Here is a 23,471-nt window from a genome sequence, read left to right on the forward strand (position 1 = left end):
CGCGTCAGGGAAAGGGGTGCGGGTGGACCGTGAGGTCCTCGTCGCGCAGCGGCCGGTCCGAGCGGCCCAGCCGGTACGGGACGTCCAGCAGTCGGGGGAGGCCCCGGACGCGCCGGTTGACGTGCCCGAAGGTCATCGGCAGCGAGCCCGGCACGATGGCCTTCACGCAGTGCAGCCCGAGCCGGTCGCGCAGCCCCGCCTCGCTCTGGTCGACGGCGATCACCTCCAGTCCGGCCCGCGCCAGCCGCTCCACGGTCGCGGTGAGCAGGGCGCCGATGTCCCCCACCGGCGCGGGCGCACCCGGCCAGGCGTCCTCGACCGCCGCGCACGGAGTGTCGGCGTAGAGGAACTCCAGGCGCGGGCCCGCCTCGGGAAGGGTGTTGAGGCCGACGTGGTCGTCCAGGGTCGTCACCAGCTCCGGCCGTTCCAGCATCGGCCGCAGCCGACGGGGGTCGCGCGGGCCGCCCTCGGCGTGTGAACGGGGGCCCGATTCCACGACGTTGGTGACGACCTCAGCCACCGCGGAGCGGATCGCCGCGCGCGGATCGTGGTGCGCGCCCGCGGCGAGGAACATCCGGGGTGCGTCGGGATGGGACCCCTCGTAGCGGCACACCGCCACGACGGCCGGGATACCGAAGTCGTTCGTGGCGTCGAGCAGGACGAGCCGGTAGCCGGCCAGCGCGGCACGGTCCGCGAGCAGCGCGGTGTCCCGGTCCCGCGGTGGCAGCGTGATGCGGCGCAGGGGCGTCGCCGCGTACCACGCCATCAGGAAGGCATCGCGCTCCGCCACCTCGAACAGGCCGTAGAGCAGGGCCTCTTCGGGGCTGTTGCCCAGTCCGCAGCCGTTGGAGGACTCGTACACCACGCGCGGTCCGGTGTTCCCCGGCACGTCCCAGTACGCGACGTGCTCGGGGACGGCCGTGGCGCGCCGCCGGGTGAGCGACCAGCCGTGCACCCAGTCCATCTCCAGGTCCGGGGTGTAGGGGACGGTCGGCGACGCGGGGTGTCCGTGGTGGCGGGGGTCGGGCAGGCCGAGCCGTTCCGGGTCCACGGCCCGCTCGGGCCCGAGTTCCGCGAAGGAGGCCCGCAGTGCGGTCCGTTTGCCGGTCGGGCGCATTCCCGCCAACCGCTCGATGCCTTCGAAGAGTGCGATCCGCTCGCTGTCGCCGAAGTCCAGGGACCGGCCGTAGCCGCCGTCGTCGACGGGCCGCCCGTCGCTCACGAACGCGCTGGTGAGACAGAACGCCGAGTCCTCGGAGCGCAGCAGCCGCCGCACCGGGCCGAACCGCTCGTCGTGCAGGGCCTCGCGCAACAGGGCGGACGTGGTACGGGAGTTGGGGGCCCGCAGGACGTACGGGTCGGGGAGCGGGCGCGGCGCCGACGGCAGCGGGGCGACACCGGACGCGGAGTCCGGCGGCAGGGGACGGCACACCGGGCAGCCGCCGACCGGGCGCACGTGGTGGGTGGACCAGGTGCCGCGGCCCTGGTGGACGACGTACACGACGGCCGGTTCGGAGTCCGGTGCGGTGGAGGGGGCGTGGGTGTGGGCGTGCTCCAGCAGGCCGACCGCGAGGGTACCGAGGGCCTCCGACAGGGCCGGAGACGGTACGCCGCCCAGCGCCAGCTCCGGGCTGCGCCACGGCACCCGGCCGCCCGCCGTGGCGAGCCGCTGGTACTCCGCGCAGCACAGGCAGGCCGCCGCCCCCGGCCGGAGCACCGGCCCCACCACGGCCAGGGCGCCGTCGAAGCGCACCGGGACGAGCGTCACGGGATGCCCGAGCGCACGGCGGCTCAGCTCCTCGGCGAGCCCGAGCGTCCAGCGCGTCAGCAGCACCACCGCCGGGCCGGACGGCAGCGCCAGCGCGGATCCGGCGTCGAGGACCGGCACCGGCAGCGCCCCCAAGGGGAGCGTGACCGTGGCCGGGCTCACCGCGCTCACCGCGTTCACCGGACCTCCCGCGGGGTGGGCAGTACGGTGAACCCGAAGGCCCTTAACAGCGAGGCGAGTTCCGCGTTCCGTGGCGGCTGTACGGGCCCCCGCGCGGGGAGAGCGGCTCCGGCCGCCCGGCGCAGCGCGTCCTGGAAGGCCTCCTCGCGTCCGGCCAGGTCGGCCAGCCAGCGGCCGGTCCAGCCGGTGTCCTCCCAGGCGGCCGTCCGCGCTCCGGCGGCGGCCAGTGGCGCGAGCGCGCCGTCCGGGACGCGGACGGCGGTGGCGGACGGCTCGGCGGTGGCGGCGCGGACGCGGACGACGGCGGCGAGCGCGGCGAGGGCGGCCGCGTCTCCGGGGGTCGCCTCGACGGCGTCGCCGAGCGGCGCGGGCGCCGGAGCCGTCCGGGCCGTCGGGGACATCGGGGACATCGGGGTTCCGGGCGCGGTGGGACGTACGACGGCCCGGTACACCTCCTCGTGCGGAGCGAGCCGGAACACCTCCAGCCGAGCGGCCACCCCGAGGCGGGCGGTCAGTGTGGTCCACCAGTGGCGGACCTGGGGGTGCCCGGACCACCGGTCGGCGGCCACGGCGGAATGCGTGGACACGGGAGCCGGTCGCCGCAGGACGGCCGCGCGCAGGGCGCGCCCCCGGGCGTGCCCGGGAGTGGCGCCGACGGTGAAGTCATCTTCACCCAGCAGGAGTTCGGCGCTGCGGCAGAACAGGTCGAGGCGAGCCAGGTCCAGCCGCGCAGCACCGGCGACCAGTACCACCGCCCCGGCGCGGGAACCGCCGCCCGAAGCTCCCCTGCCTGTACCGCTCCCGTCCAGGGGCACGGCGCAACGGGCCAGCGGTACGGGCAGTTGCCTCAGGTCCGCCGGGAGCGGCTCGGGCAGTGCTCCGCACCGCGCGTCGGTGAGGGCGCTCACACGCCGCAGCGCCTCGCCCAGGGTCTCGGCGGGAGCCGTCCGCACCCGCCGGTCGGCATCGATGCGGTCGGGCCCCAGCCAGATGCGGTAGTCGGCCCGCAGCGGACGGGCCTGCGCGAGCAGCACCGCGGGCAGCCCCGGCGGCAGCCGCTCGTCCTCCCCTTCGCGGGCCGGGTCCGGCAGCTCGGCGGCCGCGCACAGCAGCCGGTGGGCCGCCGCGCCCGCGAGCAGGGGGAGGAACGCGGCGGGCACGTCCCCGGCCGCCGGCCCGGGTTCTCCCGGCGGGCCGGGGCGGCCGAGGCGCGCCGCGAGGGCCGTGGCCTCGGACCGGACCTGCGCGGGGCTGCCCGGTGCCGTGGCATAGCCGGTCCCGCTGTGGCGGCCGACCGCGACGCACCGCTCCGGGCCGGTGCCGCGCACGGAAAGGAGGACCCGCCCGGCGGGCAGATCCGGGTCGGCGGTGTGGACGACGGGCAGGCCCCCGGCCGCCAGCGCGCGCCCGGCGGCCCTGGCCAGTGGCTCGTCCGGTGCGGCGGCCACCACCTCGGCCCGCGCTCCGGCGAGCGCGGCGGCCGCGGCTCCCGGACGGTCGGCCGTCGCCTCGGTCCAGTCGGCCACCGGGCCGCCGTCCGGTGCGCCGGCGGGCCCGTCCACCAGCATCCCGTCCACCAGCAGCCCGTGCGCGTCCAGTTGCCCGAGAAGCGTGTCCACGGCCGAGCGCAGGGACGGGCCCGCCGCCATGCCGTCGAGGAACTGTTCCAGTTTCCCCTCGCGCAGGGGCTCCGCCAGCAACCGCCAGAGCGCGGGCAGTGACGCGCTGCCCTCCAGGGTGAGGGTTCCGCGCCGGCCGCGCAGATGGAGGCCGCCGCGCAACGGGGTGACGGCGACCCCCGCACGCAGCCGCCGGGTGGTGGGGGCGTCGCCGGTCATGACCTTCCCTCCGCCGCGTCGACGGCCGCGTGCATCTCCGTACGCCAGTCGCAGCCGGTCAGGGCAGGCACCGAGCGGATCACCAGGTGGGCGGCCAGGTACCGCTCCAGCGGGCGGACGTCGCAGATGGCCAGGAGCCGGTACAGGGCGTTGGTGCAGGTGCGGTACACCAGGTAGTCGGGGCGGCTCCACATCGTCCCCCCGGGGTCGGAGCGCCGCAGCAGGTGGTGGAAGGCGCTGTAGCCGGTCCGCTCCTCGGGGTTCCAGCGCCGCGCCGCCGAGGCGTCCCCGGTGGCCGCGGCGCGCGCCCGGTAGGCGTCCGGGTCGCCGTGCAGGTCGGCGCCCGCCTCGTACCGCCCGCGCACCAGCTCCCAGGCGCCTTCCGCCGAGGCGGTCCAGGCCCGCTCCCACCCCTGCGCGCCGCCGTCGCGGATCCGTCCGACGAGGCGGGTGACGGCCTCGCCCGCGCGCTGGCCGTGCTGCTCGAACCAGTCCCGGAGCCGCCCGTCCGGATCCTCGTGGAAGAGGAAGTCCTCCAGGTGGGAGACGTACGAGAAGTGGCCGCCCGCCAGCCCGCCGGGGTGGGCGCCGGCATGCGCGGCCAGGGCGGTCACCGCGAGCTGGACCCGGGCCTGCGGGGTGTCGCCGTGGTCGGCCAGGAATCCGGCGCCCGCACGCAGCGCGTCCAGACCGGCGCGCAGGAGCGCCTCGCGCAGGTCGGCGCCGTCGTCGCCGAGCAGTCCGCGCAGCGAGGTGCGGTCGACGGGCGCGACCCGGACGGTGTTGTCGGCGACGATCGGCCCGTAGGGCGGGGCGACGAGTTCGGCGCGTCCGGCCTCGGCGGCCCGCTCCAGCAACTGCGCGTCCGTGAGGTCGCCGTGCGAGGGGTGGGTGCGGAGCCAGCCGCGGATCCGGGCGGCGGCGGACGCGGCGGCGGCGTCGGCCCGCGCGGCCGGGCCCTCCAGGCGCAGCCTCAGGTGGGGCCCGTACAGCCAGTGCCGCTCGACATGGGCGGCCAGCCCGTCCGCCGCGGCCGACTCGGCGAGCGGCAGCAGCACCTCGCGCAGCAGCGGTGCCTTGACGGGGTGGTGGTAGTAGGTGACCACGTCGCGGGCCGCGGTGCCGGGTGAGTCGGCGGCGGGTGAGTCGGCGGCGGGGAAGTCGGCGTCGGGGGGTCGCACGGTGCACACGCTCTCTTCCGCTGTCGTGTCGATGAGGGGAGTGGGGTTCATCGGAGCCGTCCGGACCGGTAGACCTCCAGGACGAGTTCCACCGCGCGGGCCGGGGCGGGACGGCCCCCGGGTGCGGGGAGAGCCTCTTCCAGGACCGCGCCGGTGTCGGTGTGCCGGGACAGCCACTTGGCGAGGCAGCGCAGGTGCAGGGCGTTCCCCAGGTCGACGAGGTGCGGTTTGGGGCGGCTCAGCCGGTGCAGGAAGTCGGCCGTGGTCCCCGCGCCGGGCGCGGCGGCGGCCGGGTGCAGGAAGACCTGCTCGGGCAGGTCCAGCAGGGCGCGCCAGCGGGCCGTGGCCGCGGCCGGGACGGTGTCGGCGCCGAGGTCGGCGCGCAGGGCCCGCACCACCTCGGGCGGCAGCAGCCAGCGGCGGCGGCGGAGCACCACGTGGCGGTGGCGCAGCCGGGCGGTACGCGTCACCGGGCCACCCGGCGCGGGCAGGGCGTGCCGGGGCACCAGCGGCCCGAAGTCGACGGCGCCGTGCGGGTGGTCGGCCAGGTGGGCCCCGATGCGGCGCGGCAGCAGGACGGGGGCGAGGAAGCCCGGGTACAGGACGTCGAGGTGTTCCCCGGTGCTCCGCAGCCGCAAGCGCACCTGGTCGGTGGCCTCGTCGTGGATGAGGTCCAGGTCGGCTTCACCGATCGAGGCCCGGCGGCGGTCGGGTCCGATCTCGTCCGGGACGAGCATCGGGTGGAGATTGGCGTTGAACCCGCCGACGGGCCGGATCTGGGCGGCCCGTGCGCCCGGCCCGAGCCCGGTGCGGATCTGCCGGGACACGGCGTCCGCGGCGCGCGGGTCCAGGGCGTCGAGGAAGCGGCTGGTGAACCTGCCCCACCCGCCGTACACGTGGTTCACGCAGAGCGGGCCGGGCCCGGGTCCCCCTCCCGGCAGGGGAGTGGGGGAGCGCTGGAGGAAGTACGCGTAACTGAGCGGCCGTTCGACGGCCCAGCCGGGCAGCCGTTCGCCGAGCCCCTTGACGAAGTCCGGCGGTATGACGGCCTCGTGGGCATCCCCGGCGTCCGCGGTGCCTCCGTGCGCCAGGTCGCCGCGCACCGTGCGGACGGCCTCCGCGCGGAGGGCGGCGAGTTCCCCGACCCCCGTGGGGAAGGCGCTCCGGTCCTCGGGGGCGAGGGCCGCCGGCCGTCCGGCGGCCTCCCACGCGCCGGCGACCTCCGCCCCGAATTCCCATGGGTGTCGGCAGGTGCCCCCGGAGCCGTAGCGCTCGACGAAGCGGTCGCGGACGAGGCGGCGCACGACGTGCCCGAGGTCGAACAGCTCCGCCAGGGCGGTGACTTCGCCGAGCGCCTCGTGGTCGGCGCCGTCGAGGAAGCAGTCGACGGCCAGGGGGCGGGGCGCGACGACGTCCTCGGAGAGCACGTTGAGCGGGGCGGACACGGACGGCACGGGACTCCCGGCGTCGGCCAGGGCGGCCGTCCAGCCCCGGGACAGGGCGGCGAGCACGGCGGGGCGCCCGCTGGCGGGTGTGCCACCGAAGTCCCTTGTCAGCCGGTCGAGTTCGGTGATCCGCTCGGCGCGCGCCGCGTCCTCGGGGTGCGCCGGGGCGAAGCCGCGCAGCCAGGCCGCGAGCCGTTCCAGCGGGTCGGTGTCCTGCGGCGCGACCGGATCGCCCGGTACGAGCAGCCCCGCCCGCACGAGACGGTCGAGGAAGGCCGCGGCGGCGGCCCGGCCGTCGCCCGTCCCCTTGAGTGCCGCGGCCAGGAGAGTTGTCAACTCGGCGGTGGGTACGGGGCTTTCGGCGCGCCCGGTGATCAGGCGCAGGGGACCGCCGAGGGCGAGTTCCACCTCGTCCTCCTCGGCCACGAGGAAGCGGCCGCCCGCGAAGGCGGTCCGGTCGCGCGCGTACGCGGCGCGTCCGCCGGTGATCCGGGCGGTGCTGGTGATGCGGTGGGGGAGCGCGGCGCGCCGGTGCGGCGCGGCCTGGAGGGCGAGCGCGAGGGCGCTCGTCAGCGTCCGGTTGACCTTCACGACCGCCCGCAAGGGGCCGTCGAACAGCGGGGCGGCGCCCCAGTCGGGCACCGGGCGAGCCGGTGCGGGCCCGGACATGCTCTCGGGCGGGGTGAGTTCGCCCCAGCCGACCGCGGTGAACCAGGACAGCGGGCTGGTCTTGGTGCTGGCCCGCAGGGCGTAGCGCAGCACGGTGGGTTCTTCCTTGCGCGCCCGGCGGTCGGCCGCGCCGGTGCCCGCCCGCTCGACCGCGCGCAGCAGGTCGGCGCTGGTGAGGGCGACGGCCTTGCCGAGGGCCGGTTCGCGGCACAGGGCCGCCAGGGACGTACGTTCGCCCGTGAGCGCGGCTTCGGCGGCGGCGCCCAGCTCCGCGAGCACCTCGGCGCGCCGGGCGCGGAGCGTGAGCCAGGCGGCGAGCAGGGGCACCCGGTCCGGGAGGCCGCCGAGGCGGTCCAGCAGGGCGCCGCGCGGTTCGCGGCCGTTGTGCAGGGCGCGGCGCAGCGGAAGGACGGTGTCGCGGTGGAACTCGGGCGGATGGCCGTCCCGGCTGGCGTACAGGGCGTCACCGAGGGGCCCGGTGATCCGCAGCAGCCGGGTGTCGATGAGGTGCAGGCGGCCGAGCGAGGTGCGGAAGGCCGCCGCGGGCGGAAGTTGGGCGGGATGGGCGAGCACGGTGGCGCGGACCAGTGCGCCGGGTGCGGAGCGCACCCGGTACTCGGCCGTCGCCGTCGCGGTCCCCCGCGACTGCGGCTGCGTCTGTTCCTGCGCCATGGTGCTCCCTCCCCGCCCTGCCGGTCGGTCGGTCGTCCTGCGCGGTCCACGGATCACGGTTCGCGGTCCACGGTCCGCCCGCCGTACGGGGGTACGGCGGGCGGACTCGCGGCCTGGGTGTGCGGTGGCGGGGGCCCGGGGCCCGGCTACACGTCGGGGGTGTCGACCTGCGGGTGTGCGCAGGAGGAGGAGCCCTGGCAGGAGGAGGAACCCCAGGAGGCTCCGCCTTCGGGCAGCGCGACGGTGTCGCGCATCGAGGTCACGGTGAGGTCGCCGAGGTCCAGTGCCAGGTCCTGGAGTTCGAACTCGGTGGTGTGCGAGGTGTGCGTGGTGTCGGACATACGCGTCTCCCTGAGTGTGTGGTGGGGGTTCGTGTCTCCGTCTGCCGTTTGTGCGGCGGTACCCACGCTGGTCGACGGCGCTCAAGGAACGGTGGAGAGGCGGTCCGGACGCGGTCCGGACGCGGTCCGGGAACGCTGGGGGTGCATACCGGTCGGGTGACCGGCGGCCTCAAGACTTCGGGCTCTGTTCACCCGCCCGTGACCTGCGGCTTTCCGGACAGGCCGGACGAGCCGTTCGAATGGGACCGTAAACAGGTCTGGACCATTTCATTCGCGCCAAATCCATGTGTCGATCGCCGCGTTGACCCCGTTTCGGGGAAGTGGTCTATACCTTTGACGGTAGGGTGGGTCACCTGAAACCGGCACATAAACAGCCGTGGGGGGCTTTATGACCGTGCATCATCTTCCGCAGCCGCCATCCGACGACGAGTTGTACTGGTACTTCGGCCCGCAGCGTCGCTGGGTCCTGATCAGCACCTCCCTCGCCTTCACCTTCACCGCGGCGACGATGTTCACCTTCGCGCTGCGGACGCCCGCCCTGTGGGCGTTCCTCGCGGTCCTCGGCCTCAATGTCGTGGCTCTGGTCCTCTCCTCCGTCAACAGCCTGCGCCAGCGCCGGCTGACCCGGCAGTCGCACGAGATACTCGTCCGGGCCTGGCGGCCCGCCGCCCTGCCGAGCGTCGATCTGTACCTCCCGACCTGCGGCGAACCCCTCGACGTCCTCGCCAACGCCTACCGCGCGGTCGCGGAGGTGGACTGGCCGGGCGCGCTGACCGTGTGGGTCCTGGACGACGCCGACCGGCCCGAAGTCGCCTCCCTGGCCGCGGCGCACGGCTACGAGTACGTCGTACGCCCCGACCGGGGCCACCTGAAGAAGGCGGGCAACCTCAACCACGCGCTCACCCTGAGCGGCGCCGAGTTCATCGCGATCCTCGACGCGGACTTCGCGCCCCGGCCCGACTTCCTGCGCCACCTCGTCCCCTACCTCGCCGACCCCGCCATCGGCATCGTGCAGAGCCCGCAGTGCTTCGACACCGACGAGTCCATGGGCTGGATCCAGCGCGCCGCCGGCAGCGCCCAGGAGTGGTTCTTCCGCTGGATCCAGCCGTCCCGGGACGCCAGCGACGCCGCCATCTGCTGCGGCAGCAACGCCGTCTACCGGCGCCGGGCGATCGACCTCGCCGGGGGCTTCGCCCGGCTCGACCACAGCGAGGACCTGTACACCGGACTCGCCCTGTACGAACAGGGGTTCCGCACCCTGTACGTACCGGTCCTGGTCGCCAAGGGCACCTCGCCCGACGAGGCCACCGCCTTCATCAACCAGCAGTACCGGTGGGCGATGGGCAACCTGCACCTGGTCGGCACACCGGTGCTGGGCCGGATGCGCGCACCCTGGCGGATGCGGCTGTGCTTCTACGAAGGCGTCGTCGGCTATCTGACCACGGTGGTGAACACCTTCGCCGCGCCGCTGCCGCCGCTGGTGATGATGTTCTGGTACCCGGACGACATCCGGCCCTGGCACGTGCTGCCGCTGCTCGCCCCGCTGTGGCTGTGGCACGTGCTGCTGCCGCGCATCAGCCGGACCCGCTGGCGGGTGGAGGTGATCCGCGCGAACGTCCTGACCAGCGTGGCCGCGGCGACCGCCTTCCTGCACACGCTGCGCGGCCGCAGCGCCGCCTGGGTGCCCACCGGCGTACGCGGCCCCAAGAAGTCGGGCGGCATGGCCCGCCGTGTGGTCGCCGTCTCGCTCCTCTGGCTGGTCCTCTCCAACGGCGCGGCGGCCACCGGCCTCGCCCTCGCCGTCGCCCGCAACGGCTGGGAGCCCAACTGGGGGCTGCTGCTCTACCTGTTGGTGCAGTGCCAGATCAACCTCCCGCTGATCCGGGACCTGAGAGGCGAACTGCGCGGGGCAATGGCGCCCCGAAGCACGGCCGGTGACAGCGGCCGGCCGCTCGACCGGATCCGGACCGCCCTGCGCTCCGGTACCGGCATGCGGCCCCGCCGCTGGCCCGAAACCCTGGCCGCCTCCGCGGCCCTCCTGCTCATCGGCCTGCTGGCATCCGGGTGGGTCAACCCGATGCTGCCCTGGCTGAGTTGAAAGGCTTCGTCACCATGCCCTTCCCCGTGACTCCCGGCTTCCGCCGGAAGCACAGCGCCACCCCGGTCCCGCGGCCGCCCGGTGAGGCACCCGGAGCGCCGTCCGGACCGCCCGCCGCCTCCGGCCCGCCGCCGTCGGGCTCCGGCGGCGAATCCGGACCCAGTCCGCACCGGTCCGCCTTCCGCCCCGACATCGAGGGCCTGCGCGCGGTGGCCGTCCTCGCGGTCCTCGCCTTCCACGCCGGGATCCCCGGGATGGCGGGCGGCTTCGTCGGCGTCGACGTCTTCTTCGTCATCTCCGGCTACCTGATCACCGGCCTGCTGGTCCGGGAGGCGATCACCACCGGCCGGATCCGGCTCGGGGACTTCTTCTCCCGGCGGGCCCGGCGGCTGCTGCCGTCCGCCGCCGTCGTCCTCGGCGCCGTGGCGGTCGCCGGTGCCTGGCTGACCGTACCGCTGCGGCGCGCCGTGCTGGAGTACGACGTGGTCGCGGCGGCCCTGTCCTTCGCCAACTGGCGGTTCGTCTCCCAGCAGACCGACTACCTCGCCGCGGGCCGGGACCAGAGCCCGCTGCTGCACTTCTGGTCCCTCGCCGTCGAAGAGCAGTTCTACCTGTTCTGGGCCCCGCTGATGGCGGTGATCGCCCTCTGCACGGCCCGCGCGGTCCGCCGGGGCCGGGTCGTGCGCGCCGTCGTGGCGCTCGCCACCCTGCTGCTGGCCCTCGGCTCGTTCGCGCTGTCCCTGCGCTGGACGGACCACTCCGTCTCGCTCGCCTACCTCGGCACCCCCTCGCGGGTCTGGCAGTTCGCCACCGGCGCGCTGCTGGCGCTGCTGCCGTGGCACCTGCTGCGCGGACCGCGTCCGCTGCGGCTGCTGTGCGGCTGGGCCGGCGCGGTGGCGATCGGCTGGTGCGTGCTCTCGTACGACGCGAGCACCCCGTACCCCGGATTCGCGGCGCTCGTCCCGACGCTGGGCGCCGCCGCCGTCATCCTCGCCGCGATCCCCGGCCGCGGCGAACGGAACGCCGAAGGCGCCTACGGGGTCGGGCGGTTGCTCGCGACCCGCGCACCCCGGGCCGTCGGACGGCTCTCCTACACCCTCTACCTGTGGCACTGGCCCGTGCTGGTGCTCGCCGAAGCGAGCCTGGGCACGCTCGGCTGGCCGGCCAAGACCGCGCTGACCCTCGCCGCCGTCCTGCCCGCCCTCGCCACCATGCGCTGGGTGGAGCGGCCGCTGCGCCGCAGCCGCACGGTCTCCGAACTCCCGCGCCGCGGCCTGTCGGTGGGCGTCACGGCCATCGTGATGCCGGTCGTGCTCGCGCTGGTCGTCGGCACCACGACGCTGCGGCTGCTGGGCCCGGCCGCCCCCGTCGACCTCCAGGGCCTGCCGCCCGGCGCCGCCTCCGGCCCCACCCTGCTGGCCCGCGGCCCGGCGGCGCCGCCGCTGGACGGCCCGGTCGTGCCGGGTCCGGCCCAGGCGGCCAAGGACTTCCCGCCGGACGGGAACTGCGAGGTGGACCCGGCGGTCACCCGCAGCCCGGACTGCCTCTTCGGCGCGGTCACCAGCCCGGACCGGATCGTGCTGCTCGGCGACTCGCACGCCGGGCAGTGGTTCTCCCCGATGCTCGCCCTGGCCTCCCAACGCGGCTGGGCGCTCCAGGAGTTGGTCAAGCAGGGCTGCCCGCTCCCTAAGCTGGCCGTCGACAACCCCCAGCTCGGCCGCGCCTACCGCGAATGCGACACCTGGCGGGCCGACGCCCTGGACCGGCTGAAGCGGCAGCCGAAGCCCCGCCTCGTCGTGATCTCCTCACTGGCCCGCTACACCGCCGACCCCGCCCTGCTCGCCGGGGCGTGGGAGGAGACGCTGAAGCCGCTGCGCGCCCTCGGGGTGCCGGTCGTCTACATCGAGGACACCCCCGTACCGGGCAAGGACATCCCGGCCTGCCTCTCCGGGAGTCCCGGTTCCCCGGACGCCTGCGCGTTCGGCCGGGAGGCCGCCCAGCAGCCCGACGCCCTCGCGCGGCGGATCGCCTCGGGCGCGCTGCCCGGCGTACGGAGCATCAGCGTGAACCCGGTCCTGTGCCCGGGCGCCGGGCCGACCTGCCCGGCGGTGCTGGACCGGATCCTGCTCTACCGCGACGACTCCCACCTGACGAACGTGGCGGCCGTCGTCCTGACCGCCCGGCTGGAACGGCTGCTGACCGAGACCGGCGCGCTGCCCGCCGCCGGGGCCGCTTCCGGGGCCGCTCCCGGGACGCCGAGCGCGGCCGCGCCGCCGGCCGCCGACGGCTGGAAGGAGCTGCTGCGCGAGGAGTTCGACGGCCCGGCGGGCAGCCGCCCGTCCGCCGCCACCTGGCAGTACGACCTGGGCACCTGCTACCCGGGCTGCCCCGCGCCGCAGTGGGGCACCGGTGAGATCGAGACGATGACCGACTCCACCGACAACGTCCGCCTCGACGGCAAGGGCGCTCTGGAGATCGTCCCCACCCGCAAGGACGGCCGGTGGAGTTCGGGCCGGATCGAGACCCGGCGCGCCGATTTCGCGCCGCCGCCCGGCGGGGTGCTGCGGATCGAGGCGTCGATCGCCCTGCCGGACGTCACGGGCCCGAAGGCGGCGGGCTACTGGCCCGCGTTCTGGACCCTCGGGGCGCCGCTGCGCAACGGATACACCGGCTGGCCGTCCGTCGGCGAGCTGGACGTCATGGAGAACGTCAACGGCCGGGACAGCGTCTTCGCCACCCTGCACTGCGGAATCCTCGGCGGCGGCCCGTGCAAGGAACCCGTCGGCCTGACCTCCGGTCCGCAGCCCTGCCCGGACTGCCGGACGGCGTTCCACTCCTACGCCGTCGAGGTCGACCTCTCGCCCGGCGCGCAGGAGGTGCGCTGGCTGCTGGACGGCCGGGTGTACCACCGGGTGGGCGCGGCCGCGATGGACCCGGCCACCTGGAAGCAGACGGTGGACCACGGGGTGTTCCTGATCCTCAACGTGGCGGTCGGCGGCAGCCTCCCGCTCGCGGACGGCGCGACCGCGGGCCCCGCCACCGAGCCGGGCCATCCGATGCGGGTCGACCGCGTCACCGTCTCGGCCAAGGGCGGCGCGACGGCCCCCTGACGCGGCCGTGCGGGGGCCCGGGCGGCGGCGCCCGGGCCCCGAACGGGCAGCGGGGAAAGGAGCGTCGGGGAAGGGCCGCCCGGGGGACTGGTAGGAAACTTTCCTGTTCGCTAGCATTCCCGGCGGCGGCTCGGCGCGGTGCCCGTACGACCGGGCATGACGCGCTCAGCGAGAGCTCTGACCCGGCCGCCGTGGCGCTCCCGCCTGCCCGCGACCGGGCCGGCGGGCCGCGCCACGCAACGGTGCCCAGCTCTCACTCCCCCCAGTGCAGGAGCCCCCCAGGATGCGCCCGAACGCCTCATTACCCGCGCCCGCACGGCGCGGCACGGTGACCCTGGTCACCGCCGTACTCCTCCTCGTCGGCGGCCTGTTGCTCGCCCTGCCCGACCGGGCAGGGGCCGCGGCCGACCCCCTCATCTCACGCGGCAGACCCGCCACCGCGTCCTCCTCCGAAACCTCCGCCTTCGGCCCGGAGAAGGCCTTCGACGGCGACCCGGCCACCCGCTGGGCGAGCGCCGAGGGCAAGGATCCGCAATGGATCCGCGTCGACCTCGGCGCCAACGCCAATGTCACGCGCGTGTCCGTCAGTTGGGAGGCCGCCTACGCCAAGGCCTACCGGGTCGAGATCTCCGCCGACGGCGCCACCTGGACCCGCCTCGCGAACGAGACCGCGGGCAACGGCGGCACCGACGACTGGCCGGGCCTCTCCGGCAAGGGCCGCTACCTGCGCGTCTACGGAACCGCGCGGGGCACCACGTACGGCTACTCGCTGCACGAGGTCGAGGTGTACGGCACCCTCGACGGCGGCACCCCGCCCACCGGCGCCTTCAGCGTCGTCGCCGCCGGTGACATCGCCGCCCAGTGCACCGCCTCCGACAGCGGCTGCGCCCACCCGAAGACGGCCGCGCTGGCCCAGCGGCTCGCCCCGAAGTTCTACCTGACGATGGGCGACAACCAGTACGACGACGCCCGGATCGCCGACTACCGGGCCTACTACGACAAGAGCTGGGGCGCCTTCAAGGACAAGACGCACCCGGTGCCCGGCAACCACGAGACCTACGACCCGGCCGGATCCCTCGCCGGATACAAGGCCTACTTCGGGCCGATCGCCTACCCCCAGGGCAAGAGCTACTACAGCTTCGACGAAGGCAACTGGCACTTCATCGCCCTCGACTCCAACTCCTTCGACCAGAGCGCCCAGATCGACTGGCTGAAGGCCGACCTCGCCAAGAACTCCAAGCAGTGCGTCGCCGCCTACTGGCACCACCCGCTGTACTCCTCGGGCGGCCACGGCAACGACCCGGTCAGCAAGCCCGTCTGGAACATCCTCTACGCGGCCAAGGCCGACCTGATCCTCAACGGGCACGACCACCACTACGAGCGGTTCGCCCCGCAGGACCCCAACGGCAAGGCCACGGCCGACGGCATCACCGAGATCGTCGGCGGCATGGGCGGCGCCGAGCCTTACCCCATCGAGAACGTCCAGCCCAACAGCCAGAAGCGGATCAGCGGCCAATACGGCGTGCTGAAGCTGGACTTCACCGACTCCGGCTACAGCTGGAGCTACATCGGCACCGACGGCAAGGCCAAGGACACCAGCCCGAAGTACACCTGCCACTGATGTACCTGGCGACCACAGGCCGCCCGGACACGCCGGCCCGGCCCCGCTCCGGCGGGGCGGGCCGGCGCGTCCCGGGCACCGTCCTCGCACTCGGCGCGGTCAGCCTCGTCACCGACATCTCCTCCGAGATGGTCACGGCGGTGCTCCCGCTCTACCTGGTCCTCGGGCTGGGTCTCTCACCCCTCCAATTCGGCTTCCTGGACGGCCTCTTCAATGGGGTCACCGCACTCGTGCGGCTGCTCGGCGGACACGCCGCCGACCGCGGCCACCGGCACAAACGCGTCGCCGGGACCGGCTACGCCCTCTCCGCCTGCTCCCGGCTCGGCCTGCTCCTCGCCGGTGGCGCCACCGCCGGGATCGCCGCCGCCCTGGCCACCGACCGGATCGGCAAGGGCATCCGGACGGCCCCGCGCGACGCGCTCATCACGCTGAGCAGCCCGCCCGACGCACTGGGCCGCTCCTTCGGCGTGCACCGGGCCATGGACACCACCGGCGCCCTGCTCGGCCCGCTCGCCGCGTTCGCCCTGCTGTGGGCGACGGCCGGGGCCTACGACGCGGTGTTCGTCGTCAGCTTCTGCGTCGGCCTGCTGGGTGTCCTGCTCCTCGTCCTGTACGTGCCCGCGGACCGCCCGGCGCCGCGCGCACGCCCGGCCCCGCGCAAGGCTCCACACTCCGCTCGCCGCACCGTCGCCGCCTTCGCGGCGCTCCGCGACCCCGCCTTCCGGCGCATCCTCGCGGCCGCCGCCCTGCTCGGCGCCGCCACCATCGGCGACGCCTTCGTCTACCTGCTGCTCCAGCGCCGACTCGGCCTGCCCGTCGGCTGGTTCCCGCTGCTGCCGCTCGGCGGCGCCGCCGCCTACCTGCTGCTCGCCGTCCCGGCGGGCCGGATCGCGGACCGGTCCGGGCGCCGCCTCCCCTTCCTGGCCGGGCACTTCGCCCTGCTCGCCGTGTACGCCGCCCTGCTCGTCCCGGCCGACGGCATCCCCGCCCCGCTCCTGCTGGTCCCCGTCCTCGCCCTGCTCGGCGCCTTCTACGCGACCACCGACGGGGTGCTGATGGCCTTCGCCGGGCCCGTACTGCCCGCCGACGGCACGGCGGGCGCACTGGCCCTGCTCCAGAGCGGCCAGGCGCTGGCCCGCATGCTGGCGGGCGTGGGATTCGGGGCCGCCTGGACGGTGTGGGGGCCGGAGCCCGCCCTGTGGGCGGCGATCGCGCTCCTGTGCGCCGCCCTCGCGGGCGCCCGGCTCCTGCTGCCGCCCGCCTTCCCCGCTCCCCGACCACCCGTCCCCGAAGGCACCGACCCCGAGAGGCGCACCGCATGACCGACCGAGCCGGGCACCCCGCGCCCGCGACCCCCCTGGGCCCCCGGGCCCGTACCGCGATCGCGGTGAGCGCCGTACTGGTGCTCGCGGGCGGCGCCACCGGCTACGTCCTGCACGCCGGACACCGGCCCGCCGCCCAAGTGGCGGCGGCGGACGCCTCGTTCACCCTGACCGGTCCCGCGCTGTACTTCCGCGACCCCGCCACCGGCCGCGTCGCGCACCGGCCGCTGTCCGGATCCCCCGACTCCCCCGACGCCCGCGTCACCGGAGGCCCCTCCTGCGACCGGTTCTACGCCGCCGCGGACACGGCGCTCTGCCTGCGGGCCGAGCCGGGGGTGCTGCCGAAGACGTACGCGATCGTGCTCGACCGGCAGCTGCGCGAGGTCCGCCGGGTCACGGTGCCGGGCGTCCCCAACCGGGCCCGGGTCTCCGCCTCGGGCCGGATGCTCTCCTGGACGGTCTTCGCGAGCGGGGACTCGTACGCCACCAGCGCCTTCTCCACCCGGACCGCGATCCTCGACCTGCGTACCGGCTACCTCGTCACGTCCATGGAGCAGATCCCCCTCACCCTCGACGGCGCCCGCTACCACGCCCCCGACGTCAACTTCTGGGGGGTGACCTTCGCCCGCGACGACAATCGCTTCTACGCGACCGTCTCCACCCAGGGCCGCACCCACCTCGTCGAGGGCGACATGGGGAAGTGGTCGGCGCGCGTGCTGCGCGAGAACGCCGAGTGCCCCTCGCTCTCGCCCGACAACACCCGGATCGCCTTCAAGAAGAAGGTGTCCGGCGATCCGGCCGCACCCTGGCGCCTGTACGTCCTCGACCTGCGGACGATGCGGGAGACCCCGCTCGCGGAGACGCGCAGCGTCGACGACCAGGCGGCCTGGCTGGACGACGACACGGTCGCCTACGCCCTGCCGGGAGCGGAGGGCCGGCCCAGCGACATCTGGACGGCCCCCGCGGACGGCGGCGGCGCCCCCCGGCTGACCGTCCCGAACGGCTCCTCACCAGCGGCGCTGCACTGACCGGGCCCCCTTCCGGGAGCCGTGAGCGCCGTCTAGATTGGGCCGGGCCGCCGCGCCCTCATCCGAGGGTCCGCCCTACCGAGGACGAGCCTTGCATCCCGACGACGAGCCGGTCTTCATCCGCAGCAAGTGGGGGCCGAGGGGCCGCTACTACTGCAACCCCCGCAATCCCATCGGGCTGGCCCTGATCGTCATCACCCTGCTCGTCGTGGGGATCGGGATGATCCTCATGTCCAGCCATACGGGCCCGTTCGCACCGGATCCCGCGCCCACCTCGACCTCGACGCCCGTGACCCCGCCCGGCTTCGACCAGTTCTTGCCGTCCCCCTACGTCAGCGCGACGGCGCCCTGACGGCGCCCGGGGCAGGGTTCAGCTGGCGGAGCCCGCCGCCGAACCCGTCGCGAGGTCCGTGCCCCAGCGCGCGATCGCGGCGGGCAGGTCGAGCGCGCCCGAGCGCAGGTCGGAGTCCGCGCCGGGCCAGTCCTCGCGCGGGACGCGCCACATCAGCTCGAACTCGTTGCCGTCCGGGTCCTTGGCGTAGAAGGACTTCGAGACCAGGTGGTCCGTGGCCCCGACCAGTGCGCCCAGCTCGGTGAGCTTGCGCCCCAGCTCCGCCAGCTCGCCCAGCGTCCCGACCTCCCAGGCCAGGTGGTAGAGGCCGACCCGCCCCTGCTCGGGACCGGGCGCGTCGGCGCCGATCGCGAACAGGCCGAGGTCGTGATCGTTGAGGCTGCCCGGTGCGCTCAGGAAGGCGGCGCGGCCGGGGATCAGGTGGTCGACCTGGAAGCCGAAGACGTCGGTGTAGAAGGCGACGGACCGCTCGACCTCACGGATCCAGAGCACGGCGTGGTTCAGACGGCGGACGGACATGGCGGCGGGCTCCCGTGTGACTCGAAGGACCTGACTCGAAGGACCTGACTCGAAAGGCGTGGCTCGATGTGAACGCTTCCAGCATACCGTTCAAATTCGAACTATCTAGTCGGATCTTCAGGACGTACGTCACCCCGCGCCCAGCAGGGCCAGCGCGGCGTGTGACGGCGTCCCCGGTTCCGCCCGGTAGACGACGAGCTGCTGGCCGGGTGCCGCGTTCACGGTGAGCGTCTCGAAGTGCAGGGTGAGGTCACCGGCCAGGGTGTGGTGGAAGGCCTTCGCCTCGTGCGTCTTGACGCCGACCTCGTGGCGGGCCCAGAGCCGGGCGAACTCGGGGCTGGCGCGGGTCAGTTCCGCCACGAGTTGGGCCGTCCTCGGGCTGCCGGGCGCCGCGCCGCAGGCCGTGCGCAGCGCCGCGGCCGAAGAGGCCGCGGCCCGGTCCCAGTCCCGGTGGAAGCGGCGGGCCGCCGGGTCCAGGAACACCATCCGCTGCAGGTTGTCGGTCCGCTCGAAGTCACCGAACAAGGCCGCGGCGAGCGGATTGAGCGCCAGGACGTCCAGCGCGTGCCCCAGGACGTAGGCGGGCGTATCCGGCCACCCGTCCAGCAGGCCCAGCAGCCCCGGGCTCACGCGTTCCACCGGCGGCCGCAGCGGCCCCGCGGTGGGGTGGACCAGCCGGTGGAGGTGCGTCCGCGCCTCTTCATCGAGGCGCAGCCCGCCGGCCAGCGCGTCGAGGACCTGCCGGGACGGGCCACGCTCGCGGCCTTGTTCCAGCCGGGTGTAGTAGTCGGTGCTCAGTCCCGCGAGCGAGGCCACCTCCTCGCGGCGCAGGCCGGGAACCCGGCGCTGTCCGTGACCGGGGAGGTGGGCCTGTGCGGGGCTCAGCAGAGCCCGCCTGGCCCGGAGGAATTCGCCGAGCCCGTTGCCGTTGCTGTTGCGGCTGATGTTGCTGCTGCCGTGCTGCGGGAGGTGCGGGGTGGTCATGCGCCCACGGTCCCCGAGGCGGCGGTCGGAATCCAGGGGCGAAGGTGGGTGCGCTCCACCCGGGATCAGACGGCCGCGGCCCCGAGGACGTGGTCACGGGAGGCGCGCACCTCCTCGCGCAGCGCCTGCAGGTCCACCCCCAGGACCCGCCGGTCCCATTTGCGCAGCTGCCCGGCGATGAAGACCGCCGTGATGTTCCGGGCGTCCGCGCCCAGTACGACCGTGCCCACCGGGTCGTTCAGCGGCATGTTGTTGATGTCCTCCGCCTCGATGACCAGCAGATCGGCCTGCTTCCCGGGCGTCAGCGAACCGGTGACCCCGTCCAGGCCGTTGGTCCGGGCGCCCTGGAGGGTCGCGAAGTCCAGTACGTCGAGGGTGCCGATGCGCGCGGGTTCGCGCCCGGTGCCGTACGCGGCGTTGACCGCGCGCATGCGCTGGATGCTGTGCAGCGCCCGCATCTGCGTGAACATGTCGCCGGCCAGGGCGACTTCCACGTCGATGCTCAGCCCGGGGCGGATCCCGGCGGCGAGTGCCTCGTCGACCGCGGGAACGGCCGTTTCGAGTCCGATCTGGGCCTCGGAGGTGGGCGCGAGCGCCACCGTGGTGCCGGCGTGGCCCATCGCCCGCCACGCCCCGCCGGTCAGCCCGGTGGCGTGGATCAGGGTGACGTCCGGCCCCAGCAGGCCCGCGCGCGCCCAGCGCAGGACCGCCGCGGAGGAGGCGGAGCCGAAGACGGCGTCGACGCTCACCCCGATCCCCAGGTCCCGGGCGGTGGCCGCGAGCGCGGGCCCGTAGGCGAGGTCCGGACCCGCGATCTCGTCGGTGGCCAGGGCCGCGAGCCGCAGGGTCAGGAGCTGGTCGTCGGAGCGGAAGTACCGCTCGCGCAGGCGGGCCAGATCGCGCGGCCACTGCCGGGCCCAGTCGCCGAAATGGGGGCCCATGGACGCGTGGACACCACGGATCCCGGTGTCCAGCAGGGCCTGGACGGCCTGGTCGGAATGGTCGGGGGTGCGGGCGTTGTGCGAGAAGTCGAGCATGCAGGTGATGCCGCTGTCGATGGCGCCGAGCGCCGCGAGCCGGGTGCCGACGTACATGTCGTACGGACGGTAGCCGGGCGCGATCGTCGCGAGCGTGGACGTCACGTACCGCCCGAGATCGTCCACGTCCGGCATGATCCGGCGCAGCTGCGCCTGCCAGGCGTGCCGGTGGGTGTCCACGAATCCCGGGGTGACGAGCGCCCCGGTGACATCGATGACCACGGCGTCGCCCGCCGCCCCGGACGCGCTGAGGTCGCCGCCCAGCGCGGCGATCCGGTCGCCCTCGATGAGCAGGTCGCCCCGGGGGAGGACGCCGGTCCGCGGGTCCATGGTGACGAGGGTCCCGCCGGTCAGCAGGACGCGCCGGTCCGGATCTCCGGCGCGTCGGCGCAGCTCGTCGGCGACGGCCGCGCTCCTGGTGTCGTGGACGTTCATCAGGGGTCCGATCGGGAAGGAATGGGACCCCCAGCCTCCGCCCCCGACACCCCCGGGTACCAGGCCGCGCCCCACCCCGGGGGCCGGACACCCAGGGAGCCGGACACCCAGGGAGGTGCCGCTCAGCCCGCCGCGAGGAAGTCGTAGTAGCCGGTGCCCGCGACGAGGACGGAGGTGAAGGAGACGGGGAGGCCGGCCGCATCGCGCGGGACCTCCTGCGAGGTCTGGCGGGTGAATCCCAGCGAGACGCCCGGCACGACCAGGCTCTCGGCGTCCGCGTCGCTCACCGTCCAGCCGCGTCGGCGCATCTCCTGGAGGATCTCGTCGGCGGGGCCCGTGAAGACGTCGTGGCCGTCGAACAGGACCCGGGTGCTCGTGGCCCGCCCCTCACCCGGCCACCACAGTTCGGCCGCGTCGAGGTGCCCGTGCTCGTCGAAGAAGGCGGTGTAGCCCACCCCGTCGAAGGAACCCATGGCGCGCCGCCTGGGCCGGCTCGCGGTCCCCCCGATCACCCGGGGCTCGCCCCACGGCAGTACGGCGGCCATCGCCGCGTCGAAGGTCATGCCGAGGCGCAGCGGGTCCACGCCGGTCGGCGGTTCGAGGATCAGGTCCATCATGTTCTCCGATTGATCTGTTCGAGGCCGTCGACTCTATCGACCGGCGGTGCCGGGTGCCGGGTGCCGGGCGCCCACGGAAATCCCTTGACCCGAACTCCGCTTGAGGTCGTACCGTCAGGCCGTGTTGATCAGCCCCCGCAGACAGGAGACGCACCCATGAGCCCGGAAGCCCAGGCCACTTCGGCGACCGCCGAGGCCACGACCGCCGAGCCCACCACCATGCCGACGCCGACGCCGACGCCGACGCCGACGCCCGCGGACCGCGCGCTCGTCCTGGGCCCTGGCGGCCTGGTCGGTACGGCCTGGACGGCCGGACTCGCCGCCGGGCTCCGCCGCGCGGGTGTGGACCTCGGCGAGGCCGACCTGATCGTCGGCACGTCGGCGGGGGCCATCGTCGGAGCGCTGCTCGCCACCGGCCAGGACCTCGACCGGATCGCCACCCGGCCGCAGCGGTCGCCCGCCGGGGAGCCCGGGGGCTCCCCGGTTCCCCCGCGTGCGGTGGATCCCGCCGTGCTGGGCGCGGTGTTCGCCGTGCTCGGCGAACCGGGCCTGGAGCCCGGGGAGGCGCGGCGCCGCGTCGGCCGGATCGCGCTCGACCACGCGGACCCGGACGCCGAGCGGATGCTGCTCGCCGTGCGGGGCGCCCTGATCGGTACGGACGCGTGGCCGGCCCGGCGGCTGCTGATCACCGCGGTGGACGCGGCCAGCGGCGAGCCCGTGGTGTGGGACCGGACCAGCGGTGTGCCGCTGGTGCACGCGGTGGCGGCCAGCAGCGCCTTCCCCGGGGCGGAGCCGCCGGTGGCCGTCGGCGGGCGGCGCTACATGGACGGCGCCCTGCGGTCGGGGCCCAACGCCGATCTCGCCGCCGGAGCGCGCACGCTGGTCGTCGTGGACCCGATGGCGCACCGTTCTTCCCCCGAGACCCTCGAACGGCAGCGGGCGGCCCTGGAGGCGGGGACGGTCCTCACGATCGGCCCGGACCCGGAGGCCGTGCGCGCCTTCGGCACCGACCTGGGCGACCGTACGAAGTGGGAACCGGCCTACCGGGCCGGTCTCGGCCAGGCGGCCGCCACGGCCGAACGGCTCCGCCCGGCGTGGACGCCGTACCGGGGCAACTGAACTACACGGCCGGAGGGTTGAGGCGGGCGAAGCCTTCCTGGCGCTGGTAGGGGAAGTAGGGGTAGGCGGCCGGCCGGCTGCTCGCCGCGTCGAGCACCGCCATCTGTTCGTCGGTGAGCGTCCAGCCCACCGCGCCCAGGTTCTGCCGCAACTGCTCCTCGTTGCGGGCGCCGATGATGACGGAGGACACGGTCGGCCGCTGGAGCAGCCAGCGGAGGGCGATCTGCGGAACGGCCCTGCCGGTCTCCCGCGCGACCTCCTCCAGGGCGTCGACCACCCGGTAGAGGTGTTCGTCCTCGACCGGCGGACCGTAGTCGGCGGTGTCGTGCAGCCTGCTGCCGGCGGGCAGCGGCTGCCCGCGGCGGATCTTGCCGGTCAGCCTGCCCCAGCCGAGCGGGCTCCAGACGATCGCGCCCAGCCCCTGGTCGATCCCGAGCGGCATCAGCTCCCCTTCGTAGTCGCGGCCGATGAGGGAGTAGTAGACCTGGTGGGCGACGTAGCGCTCCTGGCCGCGCCGTTCGGCGGTGGCGAGGGACTTCATCGCCTGCCAGCCGGAGAAGTTGGAGATCCCGAGGTAGCGGATCTTCCCGGCCCGCACCAGGTCGTCCAGGGTGGACAGCACCTCCTCGACCGGGGTTCCCGCGTCGTAGGCGTGCAGCTGGAAGAGGTCGATGTGGTCGGTGCCGAGGCGGCGCAGGGCGCTGTCCACGGAGGTGATCAGGCGGGCGCGGGAGGTGCCGGCGTCGTGCGGGCCGTCACCCATCGGCAGACCGGCCTTGGTGGAGATGAGCACTTGGTCCCGGCGGCCCTTGAGGGCGGCCCCGAGCACCTCCTCCGAGGCGCCGCCGGAGTACACGTCGGCGGTGTCGAACATGGTGATTCCGGCGTCGATGCAGATGTCCACCAGGCGGCGGGCCTCCGCGACCCCCGTGGTGCCCCAGGCGCCGAAGAGCGGGCCCTGTCCGCCGAACGTTCCGGCACCGAAGCTGAGCGCCGGAACCAGAAGCCCGGACGCGCCGAGCCGCCTGTACTCCATGACGTGTCTCCTCTCGTCCACGGATCCATCTAATGGGTCCGTGGTTCCGTTAAGATGGCGCCAGCGTAGCAAGTGGATGGCATTAATGGAACAGGAGTC

The 23,471-nt window shown here is 74.8% G+C and carries 17 protein-coding genes; 7 read left to right on the plus strand and 10 right to left on the minus strand.

Features of this window, described 5'->3' with window-relative positions; translation table 11 throughout:
• Positions 1–4: 4 nt before the first annotated feature.
• The 5 genes from OHS33_RS33740 to OHS33_RS33760 all read right to left on the minus strand — a co-directional run bounded on the left by OHS33_RS33740 (position 5) and on the right by OHS33_RS33760 (position 8,094).
• Positions 5–1,948: a TOMM precursor leader peptide-binding protein gene (locus tag OHS33_RS33740; RefSeq protein ID WP_330334217.1), complete on the minus strand. Its 1,944-nt coding sequence runs from the start codon at positions 1,946–1,948 to the stop codon at positions 5–7.
• Positions 1,945–3,786: a hypothetical protein gene (locus OHS33_RS33745; protein WP_330334218.1), complete on the minus strand. Its 1,842-nt coding sequence runs from the start codon at positions 3,784–3,786 to the stop codon at positions 1,945–1,947. The genes OHS33_RS33740 and OHS33_RS33745 overlap by 4 nt, the downstream gene beginning before the upstream one ends.
• The gene (locus tag OHS33_RS33750; RefSeq protein ID WP_330334219.1) at positions 3,783–4,967 is read right to left on the minus strand and encodes a lantibiotic dehydratase C-terminal domain-containing protein; all 1,185 of its coding nucleotides are present in this window, start codon (positions 4,965–4,967) and stop codon (positions 3,783–3,785) included. The genes OHS33_RS33745 and OHS33_RS33750 overlap by 4 nt, the downstream gene beginning before the upstream one ends.
• 47 nt (positions 4,968–5,014) lie before the next feature.
• Positions 5,015–7,753, minus strand: a complete 2,739-nt coding sequence (locus tag OHS33_RS33755; RefSeq protein WP_330334220.1) for a lantibiotic dehydratase — start codon at positions 7,751–7,753, stop codon at positions 5,015–5,017.
• 146 nt (positions 7,754–7,899) lie between these two features.
• Positions 7,900–8,094, minus strand: a complete 195-nt coding sequence (locus tag OHS33_RS33760) for a thiazolylpeptide-type bacteriocin (protein ID WP_330334221.1) — start codon at positions 8,092–8,094, stop codon at positions 7,900–7,902.
• A gap of 388 nt (positions 8,095–8,482) precedes the next feature.
• On the opposite strand from OHS33_RS33760, the gene OHS33_RS33765 reads away from it, so the two are divergent.
• From OHS33_RS33765 to OHS33_RS33790, 6 genes are all read left to right on the plus strand, one after another.
• Positions 8,483–10,192, plus strand: a complete 1,710-nt coding sequence (locus OHS33_RS33765; protein ID WP_330334222.1) for a glycosyltransferase family 2 protein — start codon at positions 8,483–8,485, stop codon at positions 10,190–10,192.
• Positions 10,193–10,206: 14 nt separating this feature from the next.
• Positions 10,207–13,302, plus strand: a complete 3,096-nt coding sequence (locus tag OHS33_RS33770) for an SGNH hydrolase domain-containing protein (RefSeq protein ID WP_330334223.1) — start codon at positions 10,207–10,209, stop codon at positions 13,300–13,302.
• Between the two features lie 283 nt (positions 13,303–13,585).
• Positions 13,586–14,923 (plus strand): discoidin domain-containing protein, encoded by a 1,338-nt coding sequence (locus OHS33_RS33775; protein ID WP_330334224.1) that lies wholly within the window; start codon positions 13,586–13,588, stop codon positions 14,921–14,923.
• Complete coding sequence (locus OHS33_RS33780) at positions 14,923–16,245, plus strand: MFS transporter (RefSeq protein WP_330334225.1); 1,323 nt, start codon at positions 14,923–14,925, stop codon at positions 16,243–16,245. The genes OHS33_RS33775 and OHS33_RS33780 overlap by 1 nt, the downstream gene beginning before the upstream one ends.
• Positions 16,242–17,273, plus strand: coding sequence for a TolB family protein (locus tag OHS33_RS33785; protein ID WP_330334226.1), 1,032 nt, complete (start codon positions 16,242–16,244; stop codon positions 17,271–17,273). The genes OHS33_RS33780 and OHS33_RS33785 overlap by 4 nt, the downstream gene beginning before the upstream one ends.
• Before the next feature lie 91 nt (positions 17,274–17,364).
• Positions 17,365–17,625 carry a hypothetical protein gene (locus OHS33_RS33790; protein ID WP_330334227.1) on the plus strand — a complete coding sequence of 87 codons (261 nt, stop codon included), beginning with the start codon at positions 17,365–17,367 and terminating at the stop codon, positions 17,623–17,625.
• An 18-nt stretch (positions 17,626–17,643) separates the two neighbouring features.
• Here OHS33_RS33790 and OHS33_RS33795 read toward each other — a convergent pair whose 3' ends face one another.
• The 4 genes from OHS33_RS33795 to OHS33_RS33810 form a co-directional block, all read right to left on the minus strand.
• Entirely contained in the window at positions 17,644–18,144 is a 501-nt protein-coding gene (locus OHS33_RS33795) for a VOC family protein (RefSeq protein ID WP_330334228.1), read from the minus strand.
• 129 nt (positions 18,145–18,273) lie between these two features.
• Positions 18,274–19,128 (minus strand): helix-turn-helix transcriptional regulator, encoded by an 855-nt coding sequence (locus tag OHS33_RS33800; protein WP_330334229.1) that lies wholly within the window; start codon positions 19,126–19,128, stop codon positions 18,274–18,276.
• A gap of 65 nt (positions 19,129–19,193) precedes the next feature.
• Entirely contained in the window at positions 19,194–20,600 is a 1,407-nt protein-coding gene (locus OHS33_RS33805) for an amidohydrolase family protein (RefSeq protein ID WP_330334230.1), read from the minus strand.
• A gap of 122 nt (positions 20,601–20,722) precedes the next feature.
• On the minus strand, positions 20,723–21,217 hold the full coding sequence (locus OHS33_RS33810; protein ID WP_330334231.1) for a hypothetical protein: 495 nt from the start codon (positions 21,215–21,217) through the stop codon (positions 20,723–20,725).
• Between the two features lie 156 nt (positions 21,218–21,373).
• Here OHS33_RS33810 and OHS33_RS33815 point away from each other — a divergent pair, with 156 nt between their 5' ends.
• A complete protein-coding gene (locus OHS33_RS33815) occupies positions 21,374–22,336 on the plus strand; it encodes a patatin-like phospholipase family protein (RefSeq protein WP_330334232.1) in 963 nt (320 codons plus the stop codon).
• A gap of 1 nt (position 22,337) precedes the next feature.
• Here OHS33_RS33815 and OHS33_RS33820 read toward each other — a convergent pair whose 3' ends face one another.
• On the minus strand, positions 22,338–23,372 hold the full coding sequence (locus OHS33_RS33820) for an aldo/keto reductase (RefSeq protein WP_330334233.1): 1,035 nt from the start codon (positions 23,370–23,372) through the stop codon (positions 22,338–22,340).
• Positions 23,373–23,471: the final 99 nt, after the last annotated feature.

Source organism: Streptomyces sp. NBC_00536 (genome assembly GCF_036346295.1).
Lineage (GTDB): Bacteria > Actinomycetota > Actinomycetes > Streptomycetales > Streptomycetaceae > Streptomyces.